Below are 18,796 nucleotides of genomic sequence, written 5' to 3'. Positions count from 1 at the left end.
ATTCCTCGGCCGCCGCACCCGACGATTACGAGACTTGCTAAAAATGAGAATGCCAATACCATTTGGGTACGGTTGACACACGGCGCACAGCGGACGCTGCGCTCGACGAGGAGGACCATGTCCAGCCAGCAAGAGTCATTCACCGATCGCACGCTGGTGGTATCCGGCGGCAGCCGGGGCATCGGGCTGGCGATCGCACTCGGCGCCGCCCGCCGGGGGGCGAACGTGGTGCTGCTGGCCAAAACCGCAGAACCGCACCCCAAGCTTCCCGGAACCGTGCACACCGCGGTCGCCGAGGTCGAGGCGGCCGGAGGCAAAGGCGTGGCCGTCGTCGGCGATGTGCGCAAGGAAGAGGACGTGGCCCGCGCCGTCGAGACCGCGGTCGAGCACTTCGGCGGAATCGACATCGTGATCAACAACGCCAGCGCCATCGCCACCGAACCCACCGAGGCACTGTCGGCCAAGAAGTTCGACCTCATGATGGACATCAATGTCCGCGGCACGTTCCTGCTCACCAAGGCCGCCCTGCCGCATCTGCGCAAGTCGACCACCCCCCACGTGTTGACGCTGGCCCCGCCGATGAACATGAACCCCTACTGGCTGGGCGCACACCCGTCGTACACCTTGTCGAAATACGGCATGACGCTGCTGTCGCTGGGATGGGCAGCCGAGTATCCGGGTATCGGCTTCAGCTGCCTGTGGCCCGAGACCTACATCGCGACCTCGGCCGTGGCCAACCTGGCCGAAGGCGACAAGATGGCTGCGCAGTCTCGCAGCCCCGAGATCATGGGCGACGCGGCGGTCGAGATCCTGTCCCGCCCGGCAGCCGAGGTCACCGGTCAGACCTTCATCGACTCCGCCGTACTCGGCGAGGCCGGGGTCACCGACCTGTCCCGTTATGGCGGCGGGGACAATCCGATCATCGACATCTTCATCGACGCACCGGGGCAGGGCCTGTGAGCATCTCACTACTGCTGGAGATGGCGGTCTCGGGCGGACCGGACCGCACCGCGGTGGTGTCCGACGACTTGCGCCTGACCACCGAAGAGCTCAGCGCCCTGGCCGACGGCGGCGCCGGCGTCATCGCGGCCTCCGGGGCCTCTCACGTCGCTTACGTCGGCACCGGGGGCGCACTGCTGCCGCTGCTGCTGTTCGCCTCGGCCCGGGCCGCGGTGCCGTTCACCCCGCTGAACTACCGGCTCAGCCAGGACGGCTTGCTTGAGCTGATCGAGCGGCTACCGCAGCCACTGGTGGTCGCCGACGCCGAGTACGCCGACGTCGTCGCCGGGGCGGGCAAGCAGGTGATCTCGTCCGAGGAGTTCCTGGCCGCGGCACGAAGCGCCGAGCCGGCGGCCGAATTCGCCGACCCCGACGCCGTCGCGGTCGTGCTGTTCACCTCGGGCACCACCTCACGTCCCAAAGCCGTCGAACTCACCCACAACAACCTGACCAGCTACATCACCGGGACGGTCGAATTCGCCTCGGCGGCACCCGAAGACGCGGCCCTAATCTGTGTCCCGCCCTACCACATCGCCGGGGTCAGCGCGGCCATGTCCAACCTGTACGCCGGGCGGAAGATGGTCTATCTGCGCCACTTCGACGCCGACAAATGGGTTGAGCTGGTCCGCACCGAAGGCGTCACCTCGGCGACGGTGGTACCGACCATGCTGGACCGCATCGTCACCGCACTGGAAAAGGCCGGCCTCGAGTTGCCGACCCTGCGCAACCTCGCCTACGGCGGCTCCAAAGTTGCGCTGCCGCTGGTCCGCAAGGCCCTGCAACTGCTGCCCGGCGTCGGCTTCGTCAACGCCTACGGATTGACCGAAACCAGTTCCACCATTGCAGTTCTGGGGCCAGACGACCACCGCGAGGCGCTGGCCGCCGAGGATGCTGCCGCCGCCCGCCGACTCGGCTCGGTGGGCCAGGTGGTGCCCGGTATCGAAGTCCAGATCCGCGCCGAGGACGGCACGGTACTGGGCGCCGGAGAGACCGGTGAGCTGTTCGTGCGCGGTGAGCAGGTGTCGGGTCGCTACACCGACATCGGCTCCGTGCTCGACGCCGAAGGCTGGTTTCCCACCAAAGATGTCGCCATGCTCGACGAGGGCGGCTACCTGTTCATCGGCGGACGCTCCGACGACACCATCATCCGCGGCGGCGAGAACATCGCCCCGGCCGAGATCGAGGACGTACTCGTCGAGCATCCCGAAGTTCGCGACGTCGCCGTCGTCGGCCCCGAGGACCCGCAGTGGGGACAGATCATCGTGGCCGTGGTGGTGCCGGCCATGGGCGCCTCCCCCGACCCCGAAGCGCTACGAGATCATGTGCGTCAGCAGCTGCGCGGATCCCGCACCCCCGACCGGGTGGTGTTCCGCGACGAACTGCCCACCAACCCGACCGGCAAGGTTCTGCGCCGCCAACTCGTCGACGAACTCGCACCGATCTCTAAGGAGTCAGCATGATCAAGAACGGCACCCGCCTGCAGAGCCAGGTGTGCGACACCCAGGTCATCGTGGTGCGCAGCGCCGACAGCCTCGACGACCTGCGCGCCGGTGGCGTGGCGATGATCCCGCTCGACCAGGACAAGGACTCGGGCGCCACGATCGACGCCGCGTTCTCCGACGGAAACCTGATGGGCAAGCGCTACGTCGACGACTCTGGCGCCGAGGTGCTCGTCACCAAGGCCGGGGCAGGCACGCTGTCGGTCGGAGCCACCGCACTCAGCCTCAAGGAGGCCAAGCCGCTGCCCGCCAGCGACTAGTTCACGCGTGACGGCTGGTCACTCCCCCGTCCACCACCAGCTGCGTGCCGGTGATGAACGACGCCTTTGCCGACATCAGGAACGCCACGGCCGCGGCGACCTCCTGGGGCTGACCGAGCCGGCCCATCGGCGCGGCTTGCTCGAAGCTCGCGCGGATCTCCTCGACGTCCAACGCAATCTGCAGCATCGGGGTGTGGATGAAGCCCGGGCACACTGCGTTGACGCGAATTCCCAACGGGCCCAACTGAGCAGCCATCGACCGGGTCATACCGAGCAGCCCGGCCTTCGAGGCGCAGTAGGCCGGAATGAACGGGTTGGCCGCCAAGCCCTCGATGCTCGAGATGCCGACCACCGCAGGCGATTCGCCGTCGGCCGCGGCCTTCTCCAGGTACGGCAGCAGCAACTGGGTCAACAGCGCCTGTGCCCGCAGATTCACATCGAGCACCGCGTCCCAGGACTCCTCGGTGTAGGCACCGACCGGTTCGGGGATCACCCGGCCCGCGGCGTGCACCAGACCGTCGATGCCGTCGAGCGCTTGAGCTGCTTCCTCGACGGCGCCTGACAGCGCACCCGTGTCACACACGTCGATCACCGCTGAAGGCATACCCAGAGCGTCGGCCACTTCACGAACCTCGGGAGCCATGTCCCACAACGCAACCCGCCGACCATCTGCGATCAGCGCCTCCGCGCTGGCCCGGCCGATCCCCGAGGCTGCACCTGTCACCACCACACCTGTCATGCCGGACACCGTAGTGGTTCGACGGAGGTTCGGATTCAAGTTTCTTGCCAGGCGGTCCACGCCGCCCCTGAGGAGGCTATCCGAACTGACCGAGCACGCGGCCCCACCGCAGGGCCACCTGTAACTCCGCGGCCCTCAAGTGCACAGGACGGCCCAGGATCTCCTCGCACGTTCGCAACCGGTAAGCCACCGTTCGGTCCGTGACGCAGAGTTCGGCGCAAGCCGCTGCCGCGGTCTGCCCGGTACGCAGGTAACAGTCCAGTGTCTCGCGCAACCGCCGGTTGCGCTCCCCGCCACCGGTGAGCGCACCGAGTTCCCGCTCCACGAAATACCGTGCGCCTGCCTCATCGTTGAGTGCGGCCGCCTCGATCGTGACATCGTCGTAGTGGCAAGCGTTCTCGTCGAGCCGGGACGCAACCGTACAGGCCAGTGCCGCCTGGCGATGGGTGGTGCGGAATCCGTCCGCGCCACTGAGCGGATCTCCGATTCCCATGTGCAGGCCCGGCTCGTCCGACGGCTCGAATCGGTCGGCGGTCAGCCAGGCCCAGGCCACCTCACCGGTAGCCGCCACGACGAACGACCGTACCGCCAGGTCCTGCGCCACCCTGTGCAATACGATCGCTGCGTCCGGCCCCTCGGCAACCAGACCGACATGCCGACCGAGGAGGTCGTAACCGAATTCGGCGGCACCGAAATATGCACCGTCGAGTACGTCACGCACCATCTGTGCCTTACGTTGGGCGGAGCTGCGAAGGAACTGTTCGTGTTCGCGTTCGAAGGCCTCCTCGACGTCGCTCACGACGCTGTCGACATAGGTGAACATGAACCGCGACGCGATGCGCAACACCTCGGCGCGCAGCTTTGAATCTGCGCAGGTGACAGATGCGATCTGCAGGCAACGGTCCAGGCACACCTGATGACCGAGGCGGTACATCGTCAGCAGGTCGGCAAGCGCCAGCCCCGCCCGGGCCGCCGCGCGTGCCTCGTCGAGCGCCTCCGACGGCGTCTCTATCGGTTCGTGCCGGCGATCCCGCAACGCCTGCAGCGATCCCCTGGTGTTGCCGTAGGCGCTGCGCCGCATCGCACGGTCGAGTTGGAGCCGCAGCCGCTCATCGACGAGCGGCAGTTCCTCCACCACGCGCTGCATGATCTCGTCGACGACCTCGTCGAGGACGATTTCAAGTCCGTCGGCGAGATCGTTCAACGAGGCATCGATCTGGCGCACTGCCACGCCATCCATTCGACCACTCCGGTCAGACGAATGCGGCGTTGGGCTCGCGGCCGAGCTCGATGCGGCCTTGCAGTGGCAGCGTCGTGGTCGTGGTCAGCAGGCCGTGCAACGTCGCGGTCTTGAGGTCACGCCAGTACCGCTGCATAGGCTCGGGCTGTGCGATCGCCGAGCCGCCGCTCAGGCCGTACAGCGCGTCCACGGCCTCAAAGCTCAACTGCAGTGCATAGGAACACTGCGTGCGCGCCCGGATGCGCTCCTCGACGGGCATCTCACCTTGCAGGTCTGCCCAGCGATCCACCGCGGCCGCGGCGGTCTTCGTGAGCGCACGGGCCGCATCGATCTTCATGCGCGCCTCCCCTACCCTCGCATGCACATGGGCATCGTCGGCCTGATTGTCGGTCGTGGTGTAGATGACAGGCCTGCCTTCGGCCTTGGCTTTGAACCGGTCCAGTGCCGCCTCGGCCATACCGATGCCGCACGGTGTCACGAACAATGCCAGCGCGGGAACCGACGCACTGCGATACAACGGCTGATCGGCGAGCGGGGACACGTGTTGGCCCGTCAGCACAGCCATCGACGACACCGTGCGATGAGCCGGGACGAACAGGTCACGCGCCTCCGTGCTGACGCTCTGGGTCCCCCGCATGCCCATCGTGTTCCAGTCACTGTTGACCGTCAGTTGCGCCACTGGGATCAAACACAGCACCAGGTCGAGCGGATTGTCCTGCTCGTCCACCACGACGACCCCGTTGACAGCCCAATCAGCGAGTGTCACACCGGAATTGAAGAACCACCGAGCCTGGTCGATCTGCACGCCACCGTCCTTGAACCGGGCCGTGCAGATCTTGGCCTGCGGCACGCTGGCCAGCCGCACATCGGCACCGGCGGCGAACACCTCACGCTGCCCCTCCGGCGGAAAGATTCCGACCTGGAAGGCCGACGAGTTGGAGATCGCGGTCACCCACGCAGTGGCCGGGCAGCCCTTGGCAAGTTCGGCCATCACATCGACGTATTCGGACATGGTCAGTGCGTAGCCGCCGAAGTCGCGTGGTACCGCAAGTCGGAACATTCCGGCCCCGGTGAGGTCGGACATGGTCTCGTCGGGGATGCGACAGCTTGCGTCGACCTCGGCTTGGCGGCCCTGCAGCGTGGGCACCAGGGCGGCAGCGCGGGCAACCAGATCTTCGGTGGTCGGATCGGAAACAGGTGTCGTCATGGACATGGTGAACTCCTCGGTGATCGGATGTAGGGACTCAGACGCGGGGCAGCTGGTAATCGCCGCGGAAGAAGACCAGCGGCACGGATTCGGGTTCGGCATCGAGAGCGATCACCCGGCCGAGAGCGATCACGTGATCGCCTGCGACGATGCGTGATTCCAGCTGGCAGTCAAACCACGCGGCGGCACCCGTGAGCCTGGGCGCGCCGCTGGGTGCCGGTGTCCAGGCGACCCCGGCGAAGCGGTCGGTGTCGCGGGCGGCGAACCGGTGCGACAGCTCAGCCTGCTCGCGACACAGCACGTTGACGCAGAAGTGTCCAGCCCGTGCGATGTGATCCCAGGTGCTGGAGCCGAGTGCGGCGCAGAACGCGATCAACGGAGGGTCGAGCGAGACTGAGGTGAACGAATTGACGGCCATACCAACCGGTTCAGCGTCGCGCAACGTCGTGATCACGGTGACTCCGGTGGCAAAATGGCCGAGCACGTCTCGGTATCGGCGGGTGTCAGACATGTGAATACGGTTGCCCGGAACGCACTGGGAGTGCTTTACGGAAACCGCAATGTTCACTGTAGAATTCTCCGGAAACTGCGCAGACGTGCTCGTAAACGCTGCCTAGCTTCGAGTCCATGACAAGCTCAGATCTCGACGTGATCGTGGCGGGCGCAGGGGTGTCCGGCTTGGTGGCAGCCCGCAGGCTGGTGTCCGGCGGCCTGACCGTGGCGGTGGTGGAAGCACGCCCGCAGGTCGGTGGCCGCACGATGCTGACCGAGGCCCACGGAATCACCATCGACCGGGGCGGTCAATTTTTCGGCACCGGCATGCGGCACTTGGTTGCATTGCTCGAGGAGCTGGAGATCGGAACCAAACCCAATGGCTCCATGCGCAATCCGGACGACCTCGACGTGTGGTACCGCAAGGGGGAACGCCAGACCTATCGCGGCGAGCTGCCCCCGTTGTCGGAATCCGGCGGTGCTGCATTGCTGACCGCGATGGGACAACTGCAGGCCATGTCCGACGGCATATCCCTGGAGAAACCGTGGGACTCACCGGGTGCTGCCCGCCTCGATGCGATGACGCTGGGCGGCTGGCTCGATGCGAATGTCACCGACGAGGAAGCGACGTATGTGTTGACGGCGTTGTTTTCGTTGGCGTGTGTGGCGCCACCGGCTCAGCTGTCGATGCTGTTCGCCCTGTGGTTTCTGGCCGGCGCGGGGGGCATCGAGGGCATGGGCGCCGACGTCGACCTGACCATCGTCGGCGGTGCCGGTTCAGTGGCTCAGCGGCTGGCCACCGACCTGGGTGATCGCGTCCGGTGCGACTGGCCGCTGCGGGTCGTCGACCGGACCGACGACGGGGTGTCGGTGACGGGGCCCGGCGGCGAGGTGCTGACGGCACGTCGCCTCATCATCGCGATGAGCCCGGCCGACGCCCGACATATCGAGTTTGGTCCCCATCTACCCACCGCACGCCAAGCGCTGCAGACCAGTTGGCAGCAGCACGCGATCCTGAAATTTCACGTGTTCTACCACACACCGTTCTGGCGCGCCGTTGGACTGAGCGGCGCGGCTCTTTCGGATCTGCCTGGTGCACCAATCGTTTTCGACGACTCACCCGAGGACGATTCCGTGGGAATTCTGCTCGGTTTCTTGGCAATCCACAGTCCCCGGCTCTTCGGCGGCAATGAACCGGAGCTCCTCGACGACCCAGAACGCCTGCGCGACGAGATCGTCGGGGCACTCACCGAGTATTTCGGCGCCGCGGCCGCCGAGCCCACCACGGTGCTCATCCACAACTGGGCGCTCGAACCGCACATCTCCGGTGTTCTCGGCGCCACCCCACCTGGTCTGCTGACGGCTTTCGGGGAGGCGCTACGCAGCCCCGTCGGGCCCATCCACTGGGCCGGAACGGAAACCGCGTTGCGGTGGAGCGGCTGGATCTCGGGTGCGGTGGAGGCCGGCGAACGTGCCGCGCGCGAAGTGGCGGACGCGCTGCAGCCTGCCTAACCGATGAGATCAGCCAGGGCCTGCGCCGTCTGCAGGTCCTCGTACGCCGCCGAATACCGTTGTGCCAGTGCCAGCGCGATGTCCGGGCGCTGCCACAGCTCCCCCGCGCTGGCAGTGGCCAGCCAGGTCATCAGGCCATGGGCGACCGAAGCCCGGTAACGCAGCCAGATCTCGTCGGGCGACGGCATCTCGTCAGCGGGCAGCCCCAGTTCGTCGCGGTACTCCTCGAGCAACTCACGCTCGGCCACCCGGCGGTCCTCGGTGGTCAGCGCGCCCTGCAGGAAGTAGCCGAGATCCAGTGAGAAGTTGCCTCGGCGGGCCACCTGCCAATCGAGGAATCCGACATCGCCGCCGGGCACCACATAGGTGTTCCCGATGTGCGGGTCCCCGTGTAGCAGAGTCTGGGACGTGCCCGGCAAGGTCAGGGTGCGGATGAAGGGCTTCCAAATCCCTTCCACCAGTTGATCGATGGTCAGCGCATGCACTGACTCCGGTGCGTCGTCGCCCAACCGCTCGAGTGCGGCGGGCAGGGGCGCCCACTGCATTCCATCCCACGGCACGAACGGCTCCAGCCACTCCAGGCCAGGACGATGCACGCGCTCGCCCCAGAACGCGCCGTGCAACCGGGCCAGGCCACGCACCCCGCGCGCGGCCTGCTCCACCGTGAGCGGACGGGTGGCGTCTCGCGGATCGGCAGCTCGGGCCGTGAGGTCCTCCATGACCAACACGAAGTCTTCGTCACCCTCGTCGACGGGCGCGGCATACACCGTCGGATGTTCCAGCGGCAGGTCAACTTTCGCGCTGAACAGCCTGGGCTCATGCAACAAGCCGCTGGTGTACTTGATCATCTCCTTGTGGCCAGGGTCGACGGCCTTGGCGAAGACCGTGGCAGGCCCTGATCCCGAGGAGTACGTGACCGACAGGCGCGCCCGACGATTGGTGCCGTCGTCGCGCATGTCGATGGTCACGCCGTCCACCACCGCCTCCGGGTATTGATCGGCCAGCGCCGCCGTCATCCATTCGGGCGTGATCTCGGCCCAGTCCTTCGGGACGGTGAGCGCAGCGGTCACCGGAACACCGCCGGCATCGAATCCCAGCCGCGGACAGTCGACGTCGGCGACAGCACCGCGTTGTCGAGATCGACATCCCACTCCGGGAAACGCTTGAGCATTTCCTCCAGGGCGATCCGGCCCTCCAGCCGCGCGAGCGCCGAGCCCAGGCAGTAGTGGGTGCCGACACTGAATGCCAGATGCTGACGCTGCTCACGGTGGATGTCGAAAACCTCACCGTCGGGCGGGAATTGGCGGCTGTCCCGAACGGCCGCGCCGATCAGCATCATCATGATGCTGCCCTCGGGAACCGTCTGGCCGTAGAACTCGATGTCACGGGTGACATACCGGGCCACGTGTGGGGCCGGAGGCTCGAACCGCAGCAGCTCTTCGATGGCCTGTGGGATGAGTGCCGGGTTCTCGGCCAGCTGACGCCGCTGGTCCGGATGCTCTGCGAGCACCTTTGCCGCCCAGCCGATCAGCCGGGTCGTGGTCTCGTTACCCGCGCCCGCGACCACATTGATGTAGATCAGCAGCTCTTCGCGGGTGAGTTTGCGGGTGACCCCGTGCTCGTCGGTGAACTCGACGTTGAGCAGGTCGGTCATGATGTCGTCGGACGGATTGTCCTTGCGCCAGTCGATATAGGTCTCGAAGATCGAACCGTCCACCAGACCCTGCTCGGCGGCCTTCATCGGCTTGCCGGCTTCGGTACGCAACTGATCGTTTCCGTGGTCGCGGATCATCTCCTGGTCGTCCTCGGGGATGCCCAACAGCGCACTGATCACCCGCATCGGCATGATCGCGCCGAAGTCCTTGATGAAGTCGATCTGTCCGGTGCCCACCATCGGGTCCAGGGACTGCGCGCAGAACTCGCGGATCTTGGGTTCCAGCGCATTGATCTTGCGTGGGGTGAACATCCGTGACAACAGCTTGCGATGCACGGTGTGGATCGGCGGATCCTCGAAGATCAGGGCGCCGGAGGGGATGTCGATGTTGGCCTTGATCAGTTCGATGATCGCGCCGCGGGCCGAACTGAACGTCTCGTGATCGACGAGGCCCTTGTTGACGTCGGCGAAGCGGCTCAACGCGTAGAAATCGTGCTGCTCGTTGTAGTAGAGCGGCGACTCCTCGCGGAGCCGGGCGAACGTCGGATAGGGGTTGGCGTTGATCTCGACGTCATAGGGGTCGAAGTAGACGTCACTGGTGGTGCTCACACTCACGGCGGTCCGCCTCTCTGAGGGCTGCGGAGAGCTACTTACACGCGTAAGTTACACGCCGGGCGGGTCACCGGACAAGGCCACCACGGGTTACGGTTTGCCGGTCACTTGTAATCTCAGGTGCTGTAGCGCACGATCAGCCGGGCAGGGTCGCTGCCGTCGACGTCAGCGTCCGTGGGATACCCCAGTTCGGCCATCATGGCCGGGACCGCGGCGTCGACAATCGTCTTGGCATCGAACATGACTGACGTCAGCGGTGGGGAACTCACCGGGCCCAGTGGGATTGCGTCGACTCCCATGACCGCGAGATCGTCGGGACAGCGCAACCCGGCCTCCCGGATCCCGTGCAGCACCACGAACGCCGTCTCATCGCTTTGCGCACATACGGCTGTCACGCCGGCCGACACCCATTCCGAGACGACCTCGGCCGCGTCGGACCCGTCGGCGGCCACGCTGTCGACCTCGATCTCGGGCAGGCCGTGTTCACCGGCGGCCACCCGCAGACCCGACAACCAATAGTCACCGAGCGGCCGCAACACCTCAGTGCCGGAATAGGCGAAGGCCAGGCGGGTATGCCCGCGCGACATCAGATGCTCCACCCGCATCGCACCGACGGTCAGGTGCAACGAGCCGAGCGCGCGCAACTTCTCGCTGCCCAGGTAGATCTGCGGGATCTTGGCCGCCTCGACCGCCGCGGCGGCGGCGCCCGTGAGGGGGAACACGCCGGCGACCGCGACCGGGTTGAGGTTCGCCACCGCGTCGACGATGTTCTGGCCGTCGTCGGTCTCCAGCTGCATCGACAGCACAATGCCGTGCCGGCCGAGCGCCGTGGTCAGCCGACTGCCCACCTCCAGAGGCAGTTCGCCGAGATCGGTGCGCGGCACGATGTAGAGCACCACACCGCTGCCACCGACCGCGAGGTTGCGGGCCGCGAGGTTGGGGCGGTACCCGAGTTCGGCTGCGGCCTTACGCACCGCGGCCTGAGTCTGCTCCGAGATACGTTGCCCTTGAACGTTGTTGAGCACATAGCTGACCGTCGCCGTGGAGACGTTGGCGAGCCTGGCAACATCGGCTTTCGTTGGACGGGCCGTCGGCTTGGTCGTGCTCACTGTGTCATCGTGGCACGTTGCTGATCGGTTGGGTTGTCCACGCCACGCATTGGTTGCCCCGCACTTTCGCGCACGGTCAGAACGGTGAGGAACGAGACGATGCCCGCACCAGCGAGATACAACGCCGGGGCCAGGTTGTTGCCGGTGGTCGCGGTGAGCCAGGTGACCACATACGGGGTGGTACCGCCGAACAATGCCACCGCGATGTTGTAACCGATCGAGAATCCGCTGTAGCGCACCCGGGTGGCGAACAGTTCGACGCCGGCCGTCACCGCGGTCGCCACATACACCGATTCGATGGCGGCCAACACACAGTGCCCCGCGATCGCCGCCACCGCCGAGCCCGAATTCATCAGCAGGAACAGTGGATACGCCAGTACGACGAATCCCAGCGAACCGGCCAGCAGCAAGGGCTTGCGCCCGATCCGGTCCGACAGGGCGGCCAGCGGCAGGATCAGGATCAGGGCCACCAGGCTGGCCAGTGTGATCGATACGAACGCCTGGGTCTTGCTGAAGTTCAGCGCCTTGATGAAGTACGTCGGCAGGAAGGTGAAGACGACGTAGTAGCCGACGTTGAAGACGATGAACAGGCCGATGACTTGCAGGACCGCCCGACGGGCCGTGCCGACGGCTTCGCGCAAGGGTGAGGCCGCCACCCGGTCGGCCTCGTCGAGTTTGGTGAATTCTGGCGTGTCGTCGAGGCGCAGCCTGATGTAGAGACCGACCAGGCCAAGCGGTGCGGCCACGAGGAACGGGATACGCCAGCCGAAGCTCTCCATCGACTCAGGTGGCAGGTATGCCTGCAACACCGTGACGGTGATCGAGCCCAACAGGAAGCCCAGCACCCCCGACCACGCGATGAAGGTGACCGTGAAACCCCGCCACCGCATACTGGCGTACTCCGCGAGATACACCGCGCCGCCGCCGTATTCACCACCGGCGGAGAATCCTTGCAGGCACCGCAGCAGTAGGAGTAGCAACGGCGCGGCCACGCCGATGGTGGCGTAGGTGGGCAACAGGCCGATACCAAGAGTGGCTGCGGACATCAGCAGGATGACCACTGCGAGTACGCGTTGGCGGCCCAGCCGGTCACCCAGCGGACCGAAGACGAAACCGCCGAGCGGACGCATGAAGAACGCGGCCGCGAAGATGGCGAAAGTGTTGAGCAGTGCCGCGGTGTCGTTGCCGGACGGGAAGAAGTTGGCCGCGATGTAGGTCGCCAGGAATCCGTAGATGGCGAAGTCGAACCATTCCACCGCGTTGCCGATGGATGCGCCGGTGATCGCCTTGCGCACCGTGGCGTCACCAGCGGAGCTGCGGGTAGTTCTTGATCGTTCCGTCAACAGAAAACTCGCCTCTCAGATTGCGAGAGGCGAGTTTATCTGTTGGGTTATGCGCATAAGCCTCTTTCTCGAGGCTTTTGCGTCAGACCGCGGCGAGTGCGTCCGCGGTCAGCAGCGCCTGGGCCACACCGGAGACGATCGATGCCAGTCGAATGGCCTCGAAGATCGCCGTGCGGGACACCTCGGCGTCACGCAGCACGGTCTCGTGCGCCGACAGGCAGTGCGAGCAACCGTTGATGGCCGATACGGCCAGCGACCACAGCTCGAAATCAGCCTTGGGCACACCGGGGTTGGCGATGATGTTCATCCGCAGGCCCGCGCGCAGATCGTCGTAGCGACCGTCGAGCTGCCCCTTGGTGCGGTAGAAGACGTTGTTCATCCCCATGATCGAGGCAGCGCCGAGGGCGGCGTGGTACGCCTCCTCGCTCAGCACGTCGAGCGCGTCCTCGGAGATCTCCTTGAGCAGCCGCTCCGACTTGGTCGCCGCGGCGGTGGCCACCAACGCACCCCACAGCTGCTGCTCGTTGAGCTCCGTGGACTTCACGATGCTGCCGAAGTTGAGCTTGAGATCCTTCGCGTACTCCGGAAGGGCTTCCTTGATGTTGTCGACGCTCATGGTCAGACCGCCTCGGACAAGAGCTCACCGGCGTTGATGGTCGGGTCGCCCTTCTTCCAGTTGCAGGCGCACAGCTCATCGGACTGCAGGGCGTCGAGCACGCGCAGCACCTCGTCGACGTTGCGCCCCACCGAGCCCGCGGTCACCGACACGAACTGGATCTCGTTGTTGGGATCGACAATGAAGGTGGCGCGGTCGGCCACACCGTCGGCGTTCAGGACGCCGGTGGCCGTGGCGAGCTCGCGCTTGAGGTCCGAGATCATCGGGAACGGCAGCTTCTTGAGGTCCTCGTGCTGCGCGCGCCACTGGAAGTGCACGAACTCGTTGTCCACCGACACACCGAGCACCTGGGCGTCGCGATCCTCGAAGTCCTCATTGAGCTTGCCGAATGCGGCGATCTCGGTCGGGCACACGAAGGTGAAGTCCTTGGGCCAGAAGAAGATGATCCGCCACTTGCCCTCGTGGTCCTTGTTGGTGACCCGGGTGAAATAGTCATCGGGCTGCTTGGCGTCGACCTTGGACAGATCTCCGCCAATGACGGCCGTCAGGTCGTATTCCGGGAACTGGGAACCAATCGTCAAAAGTGCCATCGCAACCTATCCAATCTCGCATGTTCTTTCTGGAATGATTCCAGATTTACATGTCGATTCTGGCTGTCCGCCGATGGTTATAGCAACTCGGTCAGGCGTGATTATCCACACAGACGACATCAGTGTGAGTTGGGCATCACGGCGGTTGCCGCCGAGACAACCAGATCTGCTCGCACCGCGGTGCCGGCCACCAACCGCGCGTTGGGTTCGTCAACCTCGGCGACCCAGCGCCGCGCCGCGTCCGCCGACTTGCCGAACGCCATGTGCCGGGCCACCAGACGCGCCACGCGCACATCGTCTTGTATTGCGCAGTACCAGATTTCGTCGATCTCCGCTGCCGCCGCCAACCACCCGAGCTCCTCGAGCAACAGATAGTTGCCCTCGGTGAGCACCACGGCTGCCTCCGGGAACACCGGAATCGCGCCGGCGACCGGCTGCTCGGTATCGCGTTCGAAACCCGGGGCGTACACCACCTCGTCGCGGGCCCGGACGCGGCGCAACAGCGCGGCGAATCCGGCAACGTCGAAGGTGTCCGGCGCACCCTTGCGGTGCAGCCGGCCCAGCCTGCGCAGTTCGACGTCGGCAAGGTGGAAACCATCCATCGGCACGTGGGCCACCGCGCCGGCGCCGAGCCGATCCCGCGCCGCTGCCACCAGCGCCTCGGTCAGCGTGGATTTCCCCGCCCCCGGCGGTCCGGTGATCCCGATGACGGACGTTCCCGGATCTGCGGCGCGGGCCAGCACCCGGGCCAGCAGATCATCGAAAATGCACATAGCGCGGTCATTGTCGCCCAGGTGATCGGCCGCCGGTCCCGAACGTCGGCGCGAGCAGGTAGAACTGGCTGGGGTGAATCGCACGGAAGGCGGCTCAAAGTGGCGAGGCTTCGCTGGTGGCTCGGTCTGGCCTGTTGCGCAGTACTGCTCGCCGGCTGCGGCGACGCCACGGTGATCGCCGGCCGGGCCACCTCGATGTTGTTTCTGCCCGACCGGGTCGGTGGCCTGCCGGTGACCGACGGCCACAGCGGCATCCGGCCCGGAGCGCCCGGGCCCACCCGTAAGGCCGAGAACACCGACGGCGGCCAAATCGACGACCTGGCGCTGCTCGCGGTCGACGACATCGAGGATTTCTGGTCGCAGAACTACAGCGGCGGCTCACTGCCGGGAACCTTCACACCCGTCTCCCGCCTGGTGTCCTACAACTCCGACGCCTCCCCCGGCCTCGATATCTGCGGGGAGAACACCGTCGGCCTGACCAACGCCTTCTACTGCCTCAAGAGCGACGTGATGGCCTGGGACCGCGGCGTGGCGATTCCCGTTGCGGCCCAGTATTTCGGGCAGATGGGTGTGGTCGGGGTGATGGCCCACGAATATGGCCATGCCGTTCAGCAACAGGCCCGGCTGATCAACGAGAGCACGCCCGTACTCGTGGCAGAACAGCAAGCCGACTGCCTCGCCGGGGTTTACCTGCGCTGGGTGGCCGCGGGCAATTCACCGCGCTTCGAGTTGAGCACCGGCGACGGTCTCAACCACGTACTGGGCGGACTGATCTATATCCGTGATCCCCTGATGACGCGAGTCGACGCCGTGCTCACCGGCAACGAACACGGGTCCGCGCTGGACCGGGTCAGCGCATTCCAGATCGGCTTCAGCGGCAACGTCGACCAGTGCGCGGCCATGGACTCCGACGAGATCAAGAAGCGCCGCGGTGACCTGCCCACATTCCTCGACTTCTTCAGCGGGGCACAGAACGGCAACAGCACGATCACCGCCGATCTGCTGGACAACACCATGCAGTCGCTGCGACGCGTCTACGCACCCGCCAACCCGCCGACGTTGAGCACCGAGCCCAGGGCGTGCCCTGACGCCGGGCCGTCACCGCCGGCGTCCTACTGCCCGGCGACCAACACCATCGTGGTGGACCTCGGCGGGCTGAAAGCGTTGGGGGAAGCCAGGAACGAAAACGACGAACAGGAACTCCTGCAGGGCGACAACTCGGCGATCTCCGTGCTGACATCGCGGTACGCGCTGGCCGTGCAGCACGAGAAGGGCCTGGTGCTCGACACTCCGGTGGCTGCCATGCGCACCGGCTGCCTGACCGGAGTCGGGCAGGCGAGGATGACCGAGCCGGGTTTGCCCATCACGCTGTCAGCCGGTGACACCGACGAGGCGATCAGCAGCCTGCTGACCAACGGACTGGCCGCCAGCGACGTCAACGGCCGGGTGCTGCCCGCTGGGTTCACCCGAATCCTGGCCTACCGATCCGGGCTGCAAGGCGATGACGCACAGTGCTACCACCGGTTCGCGTGATCCGATGAGTCGAGTCGAGGAGAGCCGATGAGCGGTCCCGAGCAACCGTGGTGGGCACGCCCGGGTGGTGCCCCCCTACCGGGCCGCACCCCGCCACCCGGGCCTCGCCCCGACCGGCCGTCGTGGACACCTCCCCCGCGACAGCCGTCACCGTCTTACCCGCCACAGCACCAACAGCCTCGACAGCATGCCCGGCCCGCGCCACCACCGTCGCGCGCACCGCAACGGCGGTCGCACCCCAAGCCCAATTCCAAGCTCTCTGACCGAGGCCGTTATATCGGCGCAGCCGCCGTCGTGGCAGTCGCGGTGATCGGTGTCGGACTGTGGGCATGGAGCCGCTCGGATGCCACCGGCACCCGACTCGACGTCCGACAGGCCGAGGCGGGCGTGGCACAGATCCTGTCCGATCCCATCAACGGCTACGGCGCCAACCGCGTCGTCGCGGTCGCATGCAACGACGGCAAGAACCCGGTGGTGCGGACCGGCGCGACGTTCACCTGCGCGGTTGAGATCAACGACACACTGCGCCGGGTGATCGTGGAATTCACGGATAATAACGGGACTTACGCCGTAGACGGACCCCGATAAGGAGACGCAAGTCACATTCTCCACAGTGGGTGACAACCCACACCGGACCACGGCACCAAGCATTATTAGAGGCGCTATTAGTCTTACCTGTTATGGGTCGGGATCCCTTCGCAACCAGTGCTGTTGATTCGTCGACGTCCAACATCGAGAACTATGTTCGCGAGGACGGCACGATCGTCGTACCCGACGGCGTCACCCTCACGTCGTTCCTGGATCGCAACCGGTTCACGTTTGGCGACGAGCCGTCATACCGGTTCCTCGACTACTCGACCGACCCGGACGGCCGCGCCGTCGAGCTCAGCTGGAACGCCCTGTGGTCACAGGTGAGCGCTGTCGGCGCCCGACTGCAGCAGGTCACCCAGCCCCGCGACCGGGTGGCGATCCTGGCACCGCAGGGCGTCGAATATGTGGCCGCCTTCTTCGCCGCCATTCACGCCGGCAACATCGCCGTGCCGCTGTTCGCGCCCAGCCTGGCCGGTCACGCCGAGCGACTCGCCGCTGTCCTGGCCGACGCCAAACCCACCGTGGTCCTCACCACGAGCGCAGCTTCGGAGTCGGTGCGAAACTTCCTGCGCACGCTGCCCGCCGCCGAACGCCCCCGCCTGATCGCGGTGGATGCTGTCCCGGACTCGCTGGCATCGATGTTCCAGGCGCCCACCGTCGGAACCGATGACATCGCCTATCTGCAGTACACCTCGGGATCCACCCGGACCCCGGCTGGTGTGGAGATCTCCCACCGCAACGTGTGCACCAACGTCTTGCAGATGATCCTGGCCGGTGACCTGAGCATGGGTATCCGCAGCGTCAGCTGGCTACCGCTGTACCACGACATGGGCCTGATCATGATCATGTTCCCGGCGTTGTGCGGCAGCCACATCACGCTGATGGATCCGATGGCTTTCGTCCGGCGGCCCTACCGCTGGATCAAGCAGCTCGGTATCGAGGCAGCCCACGGCCGCACCCTGGCCGCCGCACCCAACTTCGCGTTCGAACTGGCCGCCGACCGTGGCCTGCCCCCGGCCGGCGAAGCCCTGGACCTGACCAACGTGGTGACCCTGCTCAACGGGTCCGAACCGGTGACCATGGCCGCCGTCGAGAAGTTCACCTCGGCATTCGCCCCGTACGGGCTGCCCGCGACCGCGGTCAAACCGTCCTACGGCATGGCCGAGGCGACGTTGTCGGTGGCCAGCATCGCCCCGAGCGCTGCAGCCGGCGCGGTCTACCTCGACCGCGAACAACTCAGCGCCGGCCGGGCAGTGATCGTCGACCCGACCGACGAAGGCGCAGTGGCCCATGTGTCCTGCGGCCAGCCGATCCCGAACCAGTGGGCGGTGATCGCCGACGGTGACGGCGGCGAGGCCCCCGACGGCGTCGTCGGCGAAATCTGGTTGCACGGCAACAACGTCGGCCAGGGCTACTTCGGCCGCCCCGACGAGAGCGAGCGGGTGTTCGGCAACAAGCTGCAGACCCGCCTGGCGACCGGCAGCCACGCCGAAGAGGTGCCCGACAACAGCCACTGGCTGGCCACCGGTGATCTCGGTGTCTACCTCAACGGCGAGCTGTACCTCACCGGCCGGATCAAAGACATGATCCTGATCGACGGACGCAACCACTACCCGACCGATATCGAGACCACGGTCAGCGCAGCCTCACCCGCCGTGCGCTCGGGCTACGTGGCGGCATTCTCGGTGGTCGGCAACCGCGGCGAGGAACTGGTGATCGTCGCCGAGCGGGCCGCCGGCGCCGGCCGCGCCGAGCCCGGTCCGATCGTCGACGCCATCCGCGCTGCCGTGTCCCGCCACCACCAGATCCGGGTGGCCGACGTGCGGATGGTCGCCGCCGGCGTGATCCCCCGGACGACGAGTGGAAAGCTCGCCCGAAGCGCTTGCCGCGCTGAGTATTTGAGCGGGAAGTTCAACAAGTAGGGGTTGACTCTCGGGCTTTCCCCGAGTGCGACGCTACGGTCGTTCCGCGTTGCGTTGGGCCGCCACAGCGTTGATCTCAGCGAGGCGGCTCCTCGATGACCACCT

General features: G+C 66.2%; 18 protein-coding genes. 7 read left to right on the top strand and 11 right to left on the bottom strand.

What is annotated here, in order from left to right; genetic code table 11:
- Nucleotides 1-117: 117 nt before the first annotated feature.
- Genes E0T84_RS14125 through E0T84_RS14115 form a run of 3 tightly spaced genes read left to right on the top strand, consistent with a single transcriptional unit; the run spans nucleotide 118 to nucleotide 2,758 of the window.
- The gene (locus E0T84_RS14125; RefSeq protein WP_138744740.1) at nucleotides 118-960 is read left to right on the top strand and encodes an NAD(P)-dependent oxidoreductase; all 843 of its coding nucleotides are present in this window, start codon (nucleotides 118-120) and stop codon (nucleotides 958-960) included.
- Complete coding sequence (locus E0T84_RS14120) at nucleotides 957-2,459, top strand: class I adenylate-forming enzyme family protein (RefSeq protein WP_138744739.1); 1,503 nt, start codon at nucleotides 957-959, stop codon at nucleotides 2,457-2,459. Before E0T84_RS14125 ends, E0T84_RS14120 begins: the two co-directional genes overlap by 4 nt.
- Nucleotides 2,456-2,758, top strand: coding sequence for a hypothetical protein (locus E0T84_RS14115; RefSeq protein WP_070188315.1), 303 nt, complete (start codon nucleotides 2,456-2,458; stop codon nucleotides 2,756-2,758). Before E0T84_RS14120 ends, E0T84_RS14115 begins: the two co-directional genes overlap by 4 nt.
- A 1-nt stretch (nucleotide 2,759) precedes the next feature.
- Here the strand turns inward: E0T84_RS14115 and E0T84_RS14110 are convergent, their stop codons facing one another.
- The 4 genes from E0T84_RS14110 to E0T84_RS14095 all read right to left on the bottom strand — a co-directional run bounded on the left by E0T84_RS14110 (nucleotide 2,760) and on the right by E0T84_RS14095 (nucleotide 6,455).
- Entirely contained in the window at nucleotides 2,760-3,497 is a 738-nt protein-coding gene (locus E0T84_RS14110; RefSeq protein WP_070188314.1) for an SDR family NAD(P)-dependent oxidoreductase, read from the bottom strand.
- A gap of 76 nt (nucleotides 3,498-3,573) precedes the next feature.
- Entirely contained in the window at nucleotides 3,574-4,728 is a 1,155-nt protein-coding gene (locus tag E0T84_RS14105; RefSeq protein WP_171055025.1) for a CdaR family transcriptional regulator, read from the bottom strand.
- A 22-nt stretch (nucleotides 4,729-4,750) separates the two neighbouring features.
- Nucleotides 4,751-5,944 (bottom strand): acyl-CoA dehydrogenase family protein, encoded by a 1,194-nt coding sequence (locus E0T84_RS14100; RefSeq protein WP_171055024.1) that lies wholly within the window; start codon nucleotides 5,942-5,944, stop codon nucleotides 4,751-4,753.
- 37 nt (nucleotides 5,945-5,981) lie between these two features.
- On the bottom strand, nucleotides 5,982-6,455 hold the full coding sequence (locus E0T84_RS14095; RefSeq protein ID WP_138744736.1) for a flavin reductase family protein: 474 nt from the start codon (nucleotides 6,453-6,455) through the stop codon (nucleotides 5,982-5,984).
- Nucleotides 6,456-6,571: 116 nt separating this feature from the next.
- Between E0T84_RS14095 and E0T84_RS14090 the strand changes: the two genes are divergently transcribed.
- The gene (locus tag E0T84_RS14090; RefSeq protein WP_138744735.1) at nucleotides 6,572-7,948 is read left to right on the top strand and encodes an FAD-dependent oxidoreductase; all 1,377 of its coding nucleotides are present in this window, start codon (nucleotides 6,572-6,574) and stop codon (nucleotides 7,946-7,948) included.
- Here E0T84_RS14090 and E0T84_RS14085 read toward each other — a convergent pair.
- The 7 genes from E0T84_RS14085 to E0T84_RS14055 all read right to left on the bottom strand — a co-directional run bounded on the left by E0T84_RS14085 (nucleotide 7,945) and on the right by E0T84_RS14055 (nucleotide 14,645).
- The gene (locus tag E0T84_RS14085) at nucleotides 7,945-8,964 is read right to left on the bottom strand and encodes a phosphotransferase (RefSeq protein ID WP_171055032.1); all 1,020 of its coding nucleotides are present in this window, start codon (nucleotides 8,962-8,964) and stop codon (nucleotides 7,945-7,947) included. The two genes, E0T84_RS14090 and E0T84_RS14085, sit on opposite strands and share 4 nt — an antisense overlap.
- Before the next feature lie 50 nt (nucleotides 8,965-9,014).
- Nucleotides 9,015-10,217, bottom strand: coding sequence for a cytochrome P450 (locus tag E0T84_RS14080; protein WP_138744733.1), 1,203 nt, complete (start codon nucleotides 10,215-10,217; stop codon nucleotides 9,015-9,017).
- 113 nt (nucleotides 10,218-10,330) lie between these two features.
- Complete coding sequence (locus tag E0T84_RS14075) at nucleotides 10,331-11,323, bottom strand: LacI family DNA-binding transcriptional regulator (RefSeq protein ID WP_138744732.1); 993 nt, start codon at nucleotides 11,321-11,323, stop codon at nucleotides 10,331-10,333.
- Nucleotides 11,320-12,618, bottom strand: a complete 1,299-nt coding sequence (locus E0T84_RS14070; RefSeq protein ID WP_138744731.1) for an MFS transporter — start codon at nucleotides 12,616-12,618, stop codon at nucleotides 11,320-11,322. Before E0T84_RS14070 ends, E0T84_RS14075 begins: the two co-directional genes overlap by 4 nt.
- Before the next feature lie 130 nt (nucleotides 12,619-12,748).
- The gene (gene ahpD, locus E0T84_RS14065; protein ID WP_070188307.1) at nucleotides 12,749-13,282 is read right to left on the bottom strand and encodes an alkyl hydroperoxide reductase AhpD; all 534 of its coding nucleotides are present in this window, start codon (nucleotides 13,280-13,282) and stop codon (nucleotides 12,749-12,751) included.
- A 2-nt stretch (nucleotides 13,283-13,284) separates the two neighbouring features.
- Nucleotides 13,285-13,872, bottom strand: a complete 588-nt coding sequence (locus E0T84_RS14060) for a peroxiredoxin (protein WP_070945148.1) — start codon at nucleotides 13,870-13,872, stop codon at nucleotides 13,285-13,287.
- A 119-nt stretch (nucleotides 13,873-13,991) separates the two neighbouring features.
- Nucleotides 13,992-14,645: a nucleoside/nucleotide kinase family protein gene (locus E0T84_RS14055; protein WP_138744730.1), complete on the bottom strand. Its 654-nt coding sequence runs from the start codon at nucleotides 14,643-14,645 to the stop codon at nucleotides 13,992-13,994.
- Between the two features lie 99 nt (nucleotides 14,646-14,744).
- Between E0T84_RS14055 and E0T84_RS14050 the strand changes: the two genes are divergently transcribed.
- The 3 genes from E0T84_RS14050 to E0T84_RS14040 all read left to right on the top strand — a co-directional run bounded on the left by E0T84_RS14050 (nucleotide 14,745) and on the right by E0T84_RS14040 (nucleotide 18,691).
- Nucleotides 14,745-16,178, top strand: a complete 1,434-nt coding sequence (locus tag E0T84_RS14050; RefSeq protein ID WP_138744729.1) for a peptidase — start codon at nucleotides 14,745-14,747, stop codon at nucleotides 16,176-16,178.
- 294 nt (nucleotides 16,179-16,472) lie between these two features.
- Nucleotides 16,473-16,766, top strand: a complete 294-nt coding sequence (locus E0T84_RS14045; RefSeq protein WP_249383640.1) for a DUF4333 domain-containing protein — start codon at nucleotides 16,473-16,475, stop codon at nucleotides 16,764-16,766.
- Nucleotides 16,767-16,858: 92 nt separating this feature from the next.
- Entirely contained in the window at nucleotides 16,859-18,691 is a 1,833-nt protein-coding gene (locus E0T84_RS14040; RefSeq protein WP_070945150.1) for a fatty acyl-AMP ligase, read from the top strand.
- Nucleotides 18,692-18,796: the final 105 nt, after the last annotated feature.

It is taken from the genome of Mycobacterium sp. DBP42, from assembly GCF_005924235.1.
Classification (GTDB): domain Bacteria; phylum Actinomycetota; class Actinomycetes; order Mycobacteriales; family Mycobacteriaceae; genus Mycobacterium; species Mycobacterium syngnathidarum.
The sequence above is the reverse complement of the archived record's forward strand: the minus strand, read 5'-3'. Positions and strand labels throughout refer to the sequence as shown.

Coding starts and splice junctions, on each gene's coding strand:
- E0T84_RS14125 (WP_138744740.1), top strand. CDS start 118: ATGTCCAGCCAGCAAGAGTCATTCACCGATCGCACGCTGGTGGTATCC.
- E0T84_RS14115 (WP_070188315.1), top strand. CDS start 2,456: ATGATCAAGAACGGCACCCGCCTGCAGAGCCAGGTGTGCGACACCCAG.
- E0T84_RS14110 (WP_070188314.1), bottom strand. CDS start 3,497: ATGACAGGTGTGGTGGTGACAGGTGCAGCCTCGGGGATCGGCCGGGCC.
- E0T84_RS14100 (WP_171055024.1), bottom strand. CDS start 5,944: ATGACGACACCTGTTTCCGATCCGACCACCGAAGATCTGGTTGCCCGC.
- E0T84_RS14095 (WP_138744736.1), bottom strand. CDS start 6,455: ATGTCTGACACCCGCCGATACCGAGACGTGCTCGGCCATTTTGCCACC.
- E0T84_RS14090 (WP_138744735.1), top strand. CDS start 6,572: ATGACAAGCTCAGATCTCGACGTGATCGTGGCGGGCGCAGGGGTGTCC.
- E0T84_RS14085 (WP_171055032.1), bottom strand. CDS start 8,964: ATGACGGCGGCGCTGGCCGATCAATACCCGGAGGCGGTGGTGGACGGC.
- ahpD (WP_070188307.1), bottom strand. CDS start 13,282: ATGAGCGTCGACAACATCAAGGAAGCCCTTCCGGAGTACGCGAAGGAT.
- E0T84_RS14060 (WP_070945148.1), bottom strand. CDS start 13,872: ATGGCACTTTTGACGATTGGTTCCCAGTTCCCGGAATACGACCTGACG.
- E0T84_RS14055 (WP_138744730.1), bottom strand. CDS start 14,645: ATGTGCATTTTCGATGATCTGCTGGCCCGGGTGCTGGCCCGCGCCGCA.
- E0T84_RS14040 (WP_070945150.1), top strand. CDS start 16,859: ATGGGTCGGGATCCCTTCGCAACCAGTGCTGTTGATTCGTCGACGTCC.